Source organism: Streptomyces sp. NPDC027189, from assembly GCF_055566975.1.
Window position 1 is genome coordinate 334,352 of record NZ_JBVHRI010000006.1, and the last position, 12,233, is coordinate 346,584.

Annotated in this window: 9 protein-coding genes and 2 pseudogenes; 1 reads left to right on the top strand and 10 read right to left on the bottom strand. The window is 70.5% G+C overall.

Annotated features, from left to right (window positions below; genetic code table 11):
* Nucleotides 1-160: 160 nt before the first annotated feature.
* A complete protein-coding gene (locus ACZ4RZ_RS17625) occupies nt 161-2,965 on the bottom strand; it encodes a multifunctional oxoglutarate decarboxylase/oxoglutarate dehydrogenase thiamine pyrophosphate-binding subunit/dihydrolipoyllysine-residue succinyltransferase subunit (protein ID WP_467745503.1) in 2,805 nt (934 codons plus the stop codon).
* A gap of 381 nt (nt 2,966-3,346) precedes the next feature.
* On the opposite strand from ACZ4RZ_RS17625, the gene ACZ4RZ_RS17630 reads away from it, so the two are divergent.
* The gene (locus ACZ4RZ_RS17630; protein ID WP_467745504.1) at nt 3,347-3,715 is read left to right on the top strand and encodes a MarR family transcriptional regulator; all 369 of its coding nucleotides are present in this window, start codon (nt 3,347-3,349) and stop codon (nt 3,713-3,715) included.
* A gap of 564 nt (nt 3,716-4,279) precedes the next feature.
* Here ACZ4RZ_RS17630 and ACZ4RZ_RS17635 read toward each other — a convergent pair.
* The 9 genes and pseudogenes from ACZ4RZ_RS17635 to ACZ4RZ_RS17675 form a co-directional block, all read right to left on the bottom strand.
* Nucleotides 4,280-4,456 (bottom strand): hypothetical protein, encoded by a 177-nt coding sequence (locus ACZ4RZ_RS17635; protein ID WP_467745817.1) that lies wholly within the window; start codon nt 4,454-4,456, stop codon nt 4,280-4,282.
* A gap of 49 nt (nt 4,457-4,505) precedes the next feature.
* Nucleotides 4,506-4,793 (bottom strand): annotated as a pseudogene (locus ACZ4RZ_RS17640) (SDR family NAD(P)-dependent oxidoreductase); the annotation flags it as partial.
* A gap of 32 nt (nt 4,794-4,825) precedes the next feature.
* Entirely contained in the window at nt 4,826-5,704 is an 879-nt protein-coding gene (locus ACZ4RZ_RS17645; RefSeq protein ID WP_467745506.1) for an ABC transporter substrate-binding protein, read from the bottom strand.
* A gap of 152 nt (nt 5,705-5,856) precedes the next feature.
* Nucleotides 5,857-6,612 carry an SDR family oxidoreductase gene (locus ACZ4RZ_RS17650; RefSeq protein ID WP_100829528.1) on the bottom strand — a complete coding sequence of 252 codons (756 nt, stop codon included), beginning with the start codon at nt 6,610-6,612 and terminating at the stop codon, nt 5,857-5,859.
* Entirely contained in the window at nt 6,609-7,289 is a 681-nt protein-coding gene (locus ACZ4RZ_RS17655; protein WP_467745799.1) for a TetR/AcrR family transcriptional regulator, read from the bottom strand. Before ACZ4RZ_RS17655 ends, ACZ4RZ_RS17650 begins: the two co-directional genes overlap by 4 nt.
* Nucleotides 7,290-7,401: 112 nt before the next feature.
* Nucleotides 7,402-7,620 (bottom strand): annotated as a pseudogene (locus ACZ4RZ_RS17660) (3-oxoadipyl-CoA thiolase); the annotation flags it as partial.
* Between the two features lie 104 nt (nt 7,621-7,724).
* The gene (locus ACZ4RZ_RS17665; protein WP_467745508.1) at nt 7,725-8,630 is read right to left on the bottom strand and encodes an NAD(P)H-binding protein; all 906 of its coding nucleotides are present in this window, start codon (nt 8,628-8,630) and stop codon (nt 7,725-7,727) included.
* 232 nt (nt 8,631-8,862) lie between these two features.
* On the bottom strand, nt 8,863-10,371 hold the full coding sequence (locus tag ACZ4RZ_RS17670; protein WP_467745509.1) for a CoA-acylating methylmalonate-semialdehyde dehydrogenase: 1,509 nt from the start codon (nt 10,369-10,371) through the stop codon (nt 8,863-8,865).
* Nucleotides 10,372-10,641: 270 nt separating this feature from the next.
* Nucleotides 10,642-12,057, bottom strand: a complete 1,416-nt coding sequence (locus ACZ4RZ_RS17675; RefSeq protein WP_467745511.1) for a carboxypeptidase regulatory-like domain-containing protein — start codon at nt 12,055-12,057, stop codon at nt 10,642-10,644.
* Nucleotides 12,058-12,233: the final 176 nt, after the last annotated feature.

The following is a 12,233-nucleotide window of genomic DNA, read 5'->3' on the forward strand; positions in this document are numbered from 1 at the left end:
GTGGCCGCTGTGTTGGCCACGAAGGCCGTGGGGGCGTCGAAGAGGTCATCGGCGAGAGTTGATGTGTGCCAGCAGGCTCATGCCGCCGCTCCTCCTCGATGCTGCCGTGGTGTCGACCGATACGCGGTGGGCAGCCGATGCGCACCGCGCGAGCCGCTGGTCACTGGAAGGCCGACGCCACGAGGGCCTTCTGCTCCACACCGTGCCGGCGGGCCGAGCCGACCGCGGGCGCGGGCGCCTCGGGTCGGCTCACACACTCCACAGCGCGCCGCGCCAGCCGGTGCAGACGCGCCGCGACGAACGACCATGCACCCTGGTTCTCCGGCTCCTCCTGCACCCACCGCACGTCCGCGCCCGAAGGGAAGCGGGCGAGTTCCGCCGCCAGCTCCTCGTCGGGGAACGGGTAGAGACGCTCCACGCGCACGATCGCGGTGTCGGTCGAGCCCGTGGTGTGCCGGTGGGCGTCGAGGTCGTAGTAGACCTTGCCCGAGCACAGCAGCACGCGCGTGACCCGGGCCGGGTCCGCGGTGTCGTCCGGCAGGACCGGGCGGAAGCCGCCCTGGGTGAACTCGGCCGGGGCGGAGGTGGCCGCCTTCGACCGCAGCATCGACTTCGGGGTGAGGACCACCAGCGGCCTGCGGCCGTCCAGTGCCTGCTGCCGGAGCAGATGGAAGTAGTTGCCCGGCAGGGAGGGCATGGCCACGGTCATGTTGTCCTGCGCGCACAGCTGAAGGAAGCGCTCGATCCGGGCGGAGGAGTGGTCCGGGCCCTGGCCCTCCAGACCATGGGGCAGCAGCAGCGTCACTGCGGAGCGCTGGCCCCACTTCTGCTCGGACGAGGCAATGTACTCGTCGACGACCGTCTGCGCGCCGTTGGCGAAGTCCCCGAACTGGGCCTCCCACAGCACCAGGGCTTCGGGGCGGGCCAGCGCGTAGCCGTACTCGAAGGCCAGCGCCGCCAGTTCGGACAACATCGAGTCATACGGCGCGAAACCTGCGGCCCGCGGGCCGAGGGAGTGCAACGGCGTGTGCTCGGCACCCGTATGCCGGTCGGTCAGGACGGCGTGGCGCTGGCCGAAGGTGCCGCGCCGGGAGTCCTGCCCGGCCAGCCGCACCGGGACGCCCTCCAGCAGCAGCGAACCGATCGCCAGCATCTCCGCGGTGGCCCAGTCGACCGCGCCGGTGTCGAGTGTCCGCGTACGCCGGTGGAGCTGCGGCAGGACGCGTGGGTGCACGGCGAAGCCCTGCGGCAGGTCGGTCTGCGAGGCGATCACCTGTCGCATCGTCGCCTCGCCGATCGCGGTCACCGCCCGGCGCGGTGCGCGCGGCGCGGTGCCCTGTCCGGCACCGGTGCCGGAGCCGGGAACGTCCTGGGCGGGGTGGGCAGCGGGCAGCATACGAGTCTCGGCGAAGGCCCTCTCAAGGTGGTCCTGGTAGTCGCGGCGGGCACCCTCCACCTGCCGCTCGCTGATGTCGCCGCGTGCCACCAAGGCCTCGGCGTACAGAGTGCGCACCGACGCCCTGGCATCGATGCGGTCGTACATCACCGGCTGTGTGATGGACGGGTCGTCGACCTCGCTGTGACCGTGGCGCCGGTAGCAGACCAGATCGACCACGACGTCCTTGTGGAAGGTCTGGCGGTACTCGAAAGCCAGCCGCGCGACGCGGTCGACGGCCTCCGGGTCGTCGCCGTTGACGTGGAAGATCGGGGCCTCCACCATCCGTGCCACATCGGTGGCGTAATTGCTGGAGCGGCCGCTGGCAGGCGAAGTCGTGAAGCCCACCTGGTTGTTGACCACGACGTGAACCGTCCCGCCCGTGCGGTAGCCGGGCAGTTGCGACATGTTCAGCGTCTCGGCGACCACCCCCTGGCCGGCGAACGCCGCATCTCCATGGACGACGACCGGCAGGACGCGCGCGGCCCCGCTGTGTTCTGCCGCCAGATCCTGCTTGGCGCGCACCACTCCCTGCGTGACCGGCCCCACGATCTCCAAATGGGAGGGGTTCGCCACGACCGAGACGGCGATCGTTCCGCCCTGCAGAGCGCGGTAGGTGCCCTCCGCGCCAAGGTGGTACTTAACGTCCCCCGAACCCTGCACGGACTCGAGGTCCACCGCGTCCTCGAACTCGCCGAAGATCTGGGCGTAGGACTTGCCGATGATGTTGGCCAGGACGTTCAGCCGGCCGCGGTGCGCCATGCCGATGACGGCCTCTGCGACACCGTCCTCGATGGCACTGTGCAGCAGGGCGTCCAGCAGCACGACGGCCGACTCGCCCCCTTCCAGCGAGTACCGCTTGTGGCCCACGTACTTGGTCTGCAGGAACGTCTCGAAGGCCTCCGCTGCCCCCAGCCGGTAAAGGATCCGCAGCTGCCGGGCACGGTCCGGCCGCTGCTGCGGGCTCTCGACGCGCTGCTGGATCCAGCGGCGTTCGCGGGAGTCCTGGATGTGCATGTACTCGAACCCGACACTGCCGCAGTAGAACTCCCGCAGAGCGCCCAGCACTTCATCGAGCGTTGTCGCGGCACGCCCGGCGAACCCGTCCACGACGACGTCCTGTGCCGGGTCCACGCCGTGCAGTCCGAACGCGGCGGGGTCCAGTTCCGGATGGGCGGCGGGCTGCGCCGCGAGCGGGTCCGTGTCGGCTGTCAAATGTCCGCGCACGCGATAGGCGTGAATGAGCGCCGCGACCCGGACGGCCCTGAGCGCCGCCTCGTCGGTGTCCTCATGGTCCGGGGCGAAGACGGCGCCCACCGGCCGGGTCGGCGATGTGTCCTGCGCAGCCGCAATGGGCGAGGACACCGCGGCGGCCGGGACTCCCGGGGTCGCGAAGAAGTCCCTCCACGTCTCCTCGACCGAGCCCGGGTCGCGTAGGAAACGTTGCCGCTGCTCCTCCACGACCCATGCGTTGAGTCCGAAATCCAGTCCGTGAAGCACGGTTCGAGCGGTGTCTGATTGCGAGGCCATGGCGTAGAACGCCTTCTTCCCTGTGTGAAGCGCTACGATCGCGACGCAGCCCCGACATCCGTCTGCCCCGCGTGTTCCGTACCCCCGGATCCGGCATCCCGCTTCACAGACCAACCTCTGCGAGCACGTCGCATTGACGACGGTAGATCCCTGAGAGAACGGGGACGGACGGTCCTCCGGGCCACATCAGCCTCATATCGGGACATCGGCCAGACGGCCGGCCGCGGGTGCCGGCGCCGAATGGCGGAGCGGGCGCGGACGACGCGGTGTCCTGATCCGAGGGCTTCACGTCCCACCGGCCCGCAATCGGCCACGCGGGGAACCTGGTTGCGACCATGTGGCCGCGAGCCCGCGGCCGGTAAACTCACCCGGGGAACAAACATGATCGACTGCGATCCGGCGGACACCGCACGGCAGCCTCCACCGATCCTGTGGAGCCTTGGCCTCCTGCACGGCGAGCTGCGGGCACGGCACGGTCTGTCGCTCCACGACTACCTCGTTCTCGGTGCCCTCGCCGGAGCCGAGTGCCGGCCTGTGCCCGTGACCCACCTGACGGCCTTCCTCAAGGAATCAGCGACCCGGATGTCCTACCTCCTGAAGAACCTGCAGGCCGCCGGACTGATCGAACGCAACCGCCGATGCAGAGACCGCAGAACGGTCGAGGTCACACTGACCGAGGCAGGACGTGCCAGGTTCGCCGACGCCGAGAGGACCGCGCACATGCGGCTGCGCCGGCACGTCGTCCTGTGACTGATTCACCCTCGACGGTCGTCAGCCAGAAGCCGGTCGTCGTCGGTGTCCGAGGGCTCGGTGGTTCCACTCCTTCGCCGCACTCTGGCTCTTCCTGCTCGGACGCCGTCCCCCGGACACGAGTCTCCGCCGGTGATGCCATCGGCCCGCCACTGGTGACCCTGAGGGGCGGTGCGCCGCGTCGATCGGCAGCCCCGCCCCGGCGGATGGCCTGCCGTGCAGGCATGCTGCGTGCGAGCGCCGGGATGTACGGTCGGTATACGGCGTAGGTGCGGCTCTCGACCGGCGAACAAGCAGACCGCCCAGACGATCGTCACCGAAGGCATCTCGAAGCGGCACCGAGTCCTTCCGTGTCTCCGTCAGCTACGGCGTCGGCGCGGAGGCCGGGGTGAGCCGCGGGCATCGGAGCCAAGGTCACGGCCACCATGTCTGCGACGGGCCCCTGCCCTCCGTGCGGGCCACGGATGTCGCCGGCCCGCCGGCCTGCCCGACATAGGGCAGCGCTGACGGGCTCCACGGCGACGGCATGGGGCCCGTCGGGTGCGCAGCGGGCCCTGGGAGGATTCAGTACCGCATCAGCTCGTGCTGCCATGCGCTCGGGGGCTGGTTGTGCACGTCGAGGTATGCCTCGGCGAGCACTGCCGGGTCGAAGCGCGCTTCGCCGCCGCCGATGTCCCTCGTGATCGTGACGCTCGTCGCGTGCACACCCGTTCCCGTCAGCTGGTCGTGGAGTGCGTGCACATGCGCGCAGCGCGGCCTTGCCGACGGACAGGGAGGCGTGTTGCTTGGAGGGCGACAGCGCGTAGCCGCCGCCCGTGAACAGCAGGCTCCCGCGGTCGTCACGCAGCTCGGGCAGCACGGCGTCGGCCGCGACCCTGGCGCCCAGGACGTTGACGGCCGTGACATCGGCCCAGTCCTGGTCGTCACCGTCGACGGGCGCGTCCCTGCGCCGCACACCGGCGTTGTACACGAGCGCGTCGGGAGCGCCCAGCTCGGTGATCGCGCGGTGGATCGCGGCGCGCAGGTCGTTGGGCTCGCCGGCGTGCGCGGCGTAGCCGCGGACCTCCTGGCGGGCCACAGATCCATGGACGCCATGTCAGGAACCCACCTCTAGGACGTGGTGGTCGCCGTGCGGTAGAACTCGGCCGCGGTGACGGAGGCGGGGACGCCGAGTTCGGCGGCGACCGCGGTGATCGCCCTGTCGCCGACGTCCAGATCGGCCTGGCCGTCGATGGTGAAATGCGGTGCGATGAACGTCTTGTAGTGAGCTCGGGCCTCGTCCGCGGTGTGCCCGCCGAGGAACGTCCGGATGTGCCGCACCGTGGTGTCGGGGTCGTTGCGGATCACCTGCAGGGCGCGCCGGTGTGCTCGAAGGACGGCCTGGACCGCGGGGCCGCGCGGGTCGGTGTAGGTGGGGTCGACGGCCAGGCCCACGGTGGGGATCCGGAAGTGGTCTCCCACCCAGGCCAGTACCTCCCAGCCGTGCTCGGCGGCCACCGCCTCCGGCGCCATGGTGCTGCCGACCAGCGCGGCGTCGATCTCGCCCTCGCGCAGCTGGCGCAGGTCCATGCCGTAGTCGCCGGGCGGGCGGACGACGGTCTTGATGTCACGGTCCGGGTCGAGGCCTGCCCTGCGCAGCACGATCCTGGTGAAGCACCCCGGCGCGGTGTGCGGAGCATGCACCGCCAGCTGTCGGCCGGCCAGGTCGGACAGGGAGGTCAGGCCGGAGCGGGCGAGGAACCAGAACAGCGGCCGGTGGGTGTTGACGCTGAGCCCGACCCAGGGAGTGCCGTCGGTCAGCCGGGACAGCAGGGCCCGGCCGAGCCCGATGGTGGCGCAGCGGCGCAGCCGCTCCTCGTCCCACGTGCAGCCGTCGCGCAGTGCGACGTGGACGCCCTCGTCGGCGTAGAAGTCCTCCTGGTCGGCGATGTAGGCGGCCAGTTCCTCGTGCAGGCCCCGCCCGACGTAGGCAAGATCGATCGTGTGCATGAGTGCTTGTCCTTGATCGTGTCACCGTCGTGCGGCCGGGCCCGGTACGGGCGCCGCGGTAGCCGGGCTCGGGTGACGGTGTACCGGATGCGGTCCGGCCGTGGGCCGGACCGGGACCGAGCGGCCCCGTGTGCCGGGGCGTCGGCGACGCGTCAGTACATGGCCATTCCGCCGTTGACCGCGGCCGTGGTGCCCGTCATGAACGGGTTGTCCTCGCCGGCGTAGAAGGCGACCGCCTGGGCGACATCGGCCGGGTGTGCCAGGCGGCCCAGGGGAGTGGCCGCCACCTGCCGCTGCCTTGTCGCGTCGTCCAACAGGTCATCGGTGGTACGGGTCTCCACCGGCCCAGGTGCGACGACGTTGACCGTGATGCCCTGTGGGCCCAGTTCCTGGGCGAGATACCGCGCGAACTGCTCCAGGGCGGCCTTGGACGTGCCCAGGGCGATCATGCCCTCCCGGGGCCGGCGGCTGAGGCCGGTACCGATGTAGATGAGGCGTCCCCAGCCCTGTTCGGTCATGGCGGGCAGGACGGCTTTGGTGACCGCGAAGGCCGCGTGCATCTCGGCGTCGAGCTTGCCGCCCAGCTCCTCCCACGTCATGTCCTGGAACGACTTGACCGCGTACGGGATCAGCGCGTTGTGCACGAGCACGTCGATGCCGCCCCATGCCGCCCCGACCCGCTCCACCATGCTCTCGACCGCCGCCACCTCGCGTACGTCGGCCTGCACGGCCATGGCCTGGCCGCCGGCGGTCTCGATGTCGGCCACCACTTCCTCGGCCGCCTTGGCGCTGCTGCGGTAGTTGACCACCACGCGCATCCCACGCGCGGCCAGAAGACGTGCTGTGGCCGCACCGATTCCGCTGCTGGCCCCCGTCACGAGTGCCACCCTGCCGGTTGTCCCGGTCATGGGCTCACCTCCTTTTCGTCGTCACGGGCCGTCGGATTGACCGCCCCGAGTCGTTTGTCGTCGATCGCGGGGCCGGTGGAGCGGATCGCCCCGTACAGCACGGTGTCGACGGTCGCCCGCAGCAGATCCGCCGCGGTCCATTCCAGTGCGTACGGCAGCCGGGAGGTGAACAGCCGCTCCAGAGCGCCGCGGGTGATCTCACTGAGCAGCTCGGGCGGTGCCGACAGCAGTCCCCGCCGGTGACCGTCCCGGAACAACTCGTCGACACGCCGGTAGATCACCGCGTCCACACGTTGTTCCACATACTGGCGCAACACCGCGTCACCGCCGCGCCCCGTGGCGAGCTGCGCCGCGCCGATCCTCCCGAGCTCGGTGCCCGCCGCGACCAGGAACCGCTGCACCCGCACATCAAACGGCTGCCCCGCCGCATCCTCGGCGGCCACCAGCGTGCGCTCAACCGCCGCGAACTGCCGGTCCAGCACTGCGGTCAGCAGGCTGCGCCTGTCCGGGAAGTGCCGGTAGATCGTCTTCTTGCTCATCCCGAGCTCACGAGCGAGATCGTCCATGCTCACCCGCGAGGAACCCGGCGCGAGGAACAACCGGCCAGCTGCCTCCACGATCGCCTCGGCACGCTGCCTGTCGTCTGCGGAAACTTTCGAAACTGGATTAGTTTTCACCCTGGGCGCCGCCCTGCGTACTGTCAAGGCATGTCGTCCGAGCGGGGCTGTCGCAGCCGGAATCGGCGGCGATACGGGCGGCTCGTGGTCAGAGTTCGAGGACCAGGCCGTGTCAGCGTTCGAGGACCAGAGCGAGGCATTGGACGACGCCGACGCAGAGGGTTGCGACGCCGGTGCCGGAGCCGCGGCGGGCGAGTTGGTGAGCGACGGTGCCGGCGAGGCGGGCTCCGGAGGCCCCGAGGGGGTGTCCGAGGGCGATGGCGCCGCCCTGCGGATTGAGGATCGCCGGGTCGAACTCTGGCCATTCGGCCACACACCCCAGAACTTCTGCGGGGCCGCGGGAAGTTGCTGATCGAGCCGCTGGAGTCCTGGGCGGCGAACTGGAGAGCGCCCGACCCCGACCGATTCGCCGCCCGACAGCGATGGCGCTCAGCTTCAGCCCCGCCTGGGCGCGTCGGTGCCGCGCGCGGTGTTCGGTGCGGGCCACCAGGCTGCGTCCGAGATCGGGGTCGCCGGTGAGCCGGTGAGCCGCGGGACGATGTCGGTGACTGTGGAGACCTCGCCCTTCTCGATCGCCTGGTACCACGAGATCCAGGTTTCGATCTGGGTCCCGCTCATGCCCCGTCGCCATCGTCGTGCGAAGGCTTGCTCGGGGGTCTCGGGTTCGTAGCGGTAGGGCCGGCCGGTGGCTGCGGCGATCCGGGTGACCGCTTCGTCGAGGGTCAGGGCCTCGGGCCCGGTGATCTCAAGGGTCGCGCCGTCGTGCTCGGAGCGGGGACCCTCGTCGAGGGCGACGGCCGTGATCACGTCGGCGATGTCCTCGTGGGTGACGAAGGCGGCCCGGCCGGTCGGTGCGGGGCCGCTGACGACGAATTCCTCGTCGGCGAGGGCGGCCGGTGTCGACGTGTAGAAGCCGGCCCGGAGCACCGTGTGGCGGATCCCGGCCTCTGCCAGGAACTGTTCGGTCAGCCACTGGTCGCGGGCGTTGAGGTACGTGGCGGTGGGCGCCGCGCCGACGAGGGACACATACAGGACCCGGTCCACGCCGACCGCGATCGCGGCCTCGACCGCAGTGGCGTGCTCCTCCAGCCGGCGGCCCGTGCGGTGTGCTGAGACCAGGATGAGGGTCGACGCGCCCTCGAGCGCCTCGCGCATGGCGTAGGCGTCGGCGTAGGCGGCCGGACCGCGTCGCTGGGCGCCAGGCAGTTCGGGCATGCGGTCGGGGTTGCGCCCGACGAGGAGTTGCGGGACGCCGCGGTCGGCGAGGCGGGCCGCGATCCGGCTGCCCAGCGCCCCGGTCACCCCGGTGACCGCCACCGTGGCGTGGTTCTTCTCGGACATACGTCTGCCTCCATCCGGGCCCGCGTCGATCGCGTACCCCTTTCCCATTGCGTCTGGCGAAAGAGATCTTGCCTCCGGCTGCCTTCCCCGGTTGGGCGATGGCGTGGTGCCTCGCCGCCACGCGAGCGTCACTGTTCCCGGTAATCCGACCGCCCGGCCGCCGGGTCGCCCCGGGGCCAGGCTTGTGGCCGCACCGGCAACCTGGGGGGCCGAGCAACTGCTTGAGCGGGCGTCAGCGGGACGCGGGGAAGCCCAGGTCCGGACCGGAGGCCGTCTCGGCAGCATCAGGCCAGCGACTCGTGATGACCTTGCCGCGCGTGTAGAAGTGCACGGCTTCGCTGCCGTACATGCGGTGGTCGCCGAAGGCCGAATCCTTCCAGCCACCGAAGGAGTGGTAGCCCACCGGCACCGGCATCGGCACGTTCACGCCGACCATGCCGGCCTCGACCTCCAGCTGGAAACGGCGGGCCGCGCCGCCGTCACGGGTGAAGATCGAGCTGGCGTTGCCGTACGGGGAGCCGTTGATGATGGTCATGGCCTCCTCGTAGGTCTCCGCGCGGAGCACGCACAGGACCGGACCGAAGATCTCGTTCCGGTAGGCGTCCGAGTCCGTGCTGACCTTGTCGAGGAGCGAGACACCCATCCAGTGCCCGTTCTCCAGGCCCTCGACGGTGAAGCCTCTGCCGTCGAGCACCACGTCGGCTCCCTGGGCGGCCGCGCCCGCGACGTAGTCCGCGACCTGGTCGCGGTGCGCCTTGGTGATGAGCGGGCCCATCTCGGATGTCGGGTCGTCGCCGGGTCCGATCTTGACCTTCTTGGCCCGCTCGGCGATCCGGGACACCAGCGCGTCGCCCGCCGAGCCGACCGCGACCACCACGGAGACCGCCATGCAGCGCTGGCCCGCGGAGCCGTAGGCGGCGGTCACGGCGGCTTCGGCGGCCGCGTCGAGGTCGGCGTCGGGCAGCACCAGCATGTGGTTCTTCGCTTCGCCGAGGGCCTGGACACGCTTGCCGCCGGCGGACGCCCTGGTGTAGACGTGGCGGGCGACCGGCGTGGAGCCCACGAACGACACGGCCGCCACGTCCGGGTGGTCGAGCAGTGCGTTCACCGCGACCTCGTCGCCCTGCACGATGTTGAGCACGCCGTCAGGCACGCCGGCCTCGGCCGCGAGCTCCGCGAGGAGTATGGACGCGGACGGAGCCTTGCTGCTCGGCTTGTGCACGAAGGTGTTCCCGCAGGCGATCGCCATGGGGAACATCCACATGCTGATCATCGCGGGGAAGTTGAACGGTGAGATGCCGACGATGACACCGAGCGGCTGGCGGACCGACGCCATGTCGATCCGGCTCGACACTTCCGTGGACATGTCGCCCTTGAGTGCCATGCCGAGCCCGCAGGCCAGTTCGACGATCTCCAGGCCGCGGGCCACCTCGCCCAGCGCGTCCGTGTGGGTCTTGCCCTGCTCGGCGGTGATCAGCGTGGCGAGGTCGTCGCGGCGCGCGTTCAGCAGCTCGCGGTAGCGGAAGAGGATCGCGATCCGCTGCGCGAGCGAGGACGTACGCCAGCCGGCGTAGGCCTCCTTCGCCGCGGCGACCGCGGCGTCGACCTCGTCGGCGCCGGCCATGGCCACCCGCGTGGTGACCTCTCCGGTCGCGGGGTCGGTCACGGGGCCCCAGGTGGCTGAGGCACCCGAGACGTCTCCGTAGGGTTTGCCTGCGATCCAATGGGTGACGGTCTTCATCGGCGGAACTCCTTCGAGGATGACGGCGCCGGCCGCGAGGTTCCTGTCGCTGCACCTCAGGGGCCTTGGCTGTGTCCGGACCGGGCCGCGTTCTCGGTCAGTGGCACGTGCCACTGCGGCCACGCGGGCGGGACTGCTGCTGATATGGAATCTATTGCTCAGCGTGCCGTGTTGCGGTGGATCCGAGGGCCGGGGCGCGAAGTGCCTCCCTCGTGTCCCGCGCTGTGGTGGCCCGGGTCACCAGATGCCGAGCGGCAGTCGGTCAGCTCTTCAGGATCCGCGTCCCGTGGGTTCGAGATCGAGGGGTTGAGCCGCCGCGCGAGTCGTTCCGTCGCGCCGGTCGTGCAGGGTGAAGTCGGCCCGGACGGCCACACCGGACTGCAGGAGCTTCTGGTGCACCAGCGGGCTGCGGCCGGGGTACGAGACCACCACATTGATGTATCCCTCGGGCAGACCGGTCACGGCGTACTCGCCCCGCGCGTTCGTCGCGGTTCGCACGACCTGCCGGCCGCTGGTGTCCATGACGGTCACTGCGGCATGGCGGACGGGCTGCTGTTCGCCGTCGTGGACGGTGCCCTCCAGCATCGGCAGCAGCTCGCCGAAGTGATGGGGGCGGACCGGAAGCGCCGTGGGCACCGGCGCCTCCATGGAGGGGTCCTCCACCGGCGGTTCCGGAATGTCCTCCTGCTCGTCCTCGGCTCCCTGTCGTGCGGCCGTGCGGTGGTGCCGCCACGCGTCAAGAACCAGCAGGGTCATACCTGCCGTGATCCATGCGCACAGCACGAGGACCGGCTGGAGCACGCCCGCATCGTCGAAGTACAGGACCCCTCTCAGGCCGTCGACCGCGTTACCGAGGGGCATGACGGTGTGCAGGCCCTGGAAGAACCGCGGCAGCAGCTGGACGGGGACCAGGCCGCTGGAGGGAACGCTCAGCACGATGTACATGCCCAGGCCCGCGAGCGGGAAGAAGTGCTTGACGAAAGGCGCCATGCCGAGGGAGAACGTGCCCACCGCCATGGTGAGCAAGAAGGCGATCGCCAGGGCGGCGGGGGAGTCGGGCAGGTATCCCAGCCCCACGCCGACGAAGAAGCCCACGGCGCTGAAGACCGCGGCGAAGCACGCGACCGTCAGCAGTTTCTTGCGCCGGTTGAGGGTCACCGCCCGCAGCAGGGACGTCGCGAGGATGTAGCCGGGTATGTTCCAGGCGATCGCGAAGTACACCGGGGTCGTGCCGAGTCCGTCCTTGCTCACGGTGGGCGCCACGTCGGTGATCGTCAGCTTCTGGTGGTTGTGCGCCGCAAGCTGGGTGAAGCCCTTGGTCAGGGCCTGCTCGAGGCTCACCCCGTTGGCCCCGGCCACGTAGAGCACGGCGTGTTTGCCCTGCGCGGCGAAGCCGGCCACGGCGTCCCGGTCCAGTACCGCCCGGCGGGCTTCCCGGGCGTCTGTCACGGCGGTGACGTCGAACCCGCCGGGATGCTGCCGCTGCAGAGCGGTGTCGACCTTGCGCGTCACCGGGGCACCGGCGATCACGAGCTTCGCGTGGTCGGGCTGAGGCTGGTGGAAGGCCATGGGGAAGCAGAACAGCAGGCCGAGGAAGAGCAGGGCCGGGATCATCAGGGTCTCGGCCAGGACTTTGACCAAGGTGACACCGGGGGGACGCTCGCTCCGGTGCTTCACATGCTTCACAGAACCACCTCCCGGGCGCCCGGGCGAGCCATGTCGCTGAGCACCCGGCCGGCCGGATGCCCGGCGATCCGACGGCCGCTTCTTCGGTGCCGGTGGTCCTGTACCACCCGCGGTCCCACCAGTTTCACGGCGTTCCTCTCGGTCGCCCGCGCCCGACCATCGCCATGGCGCGCCCT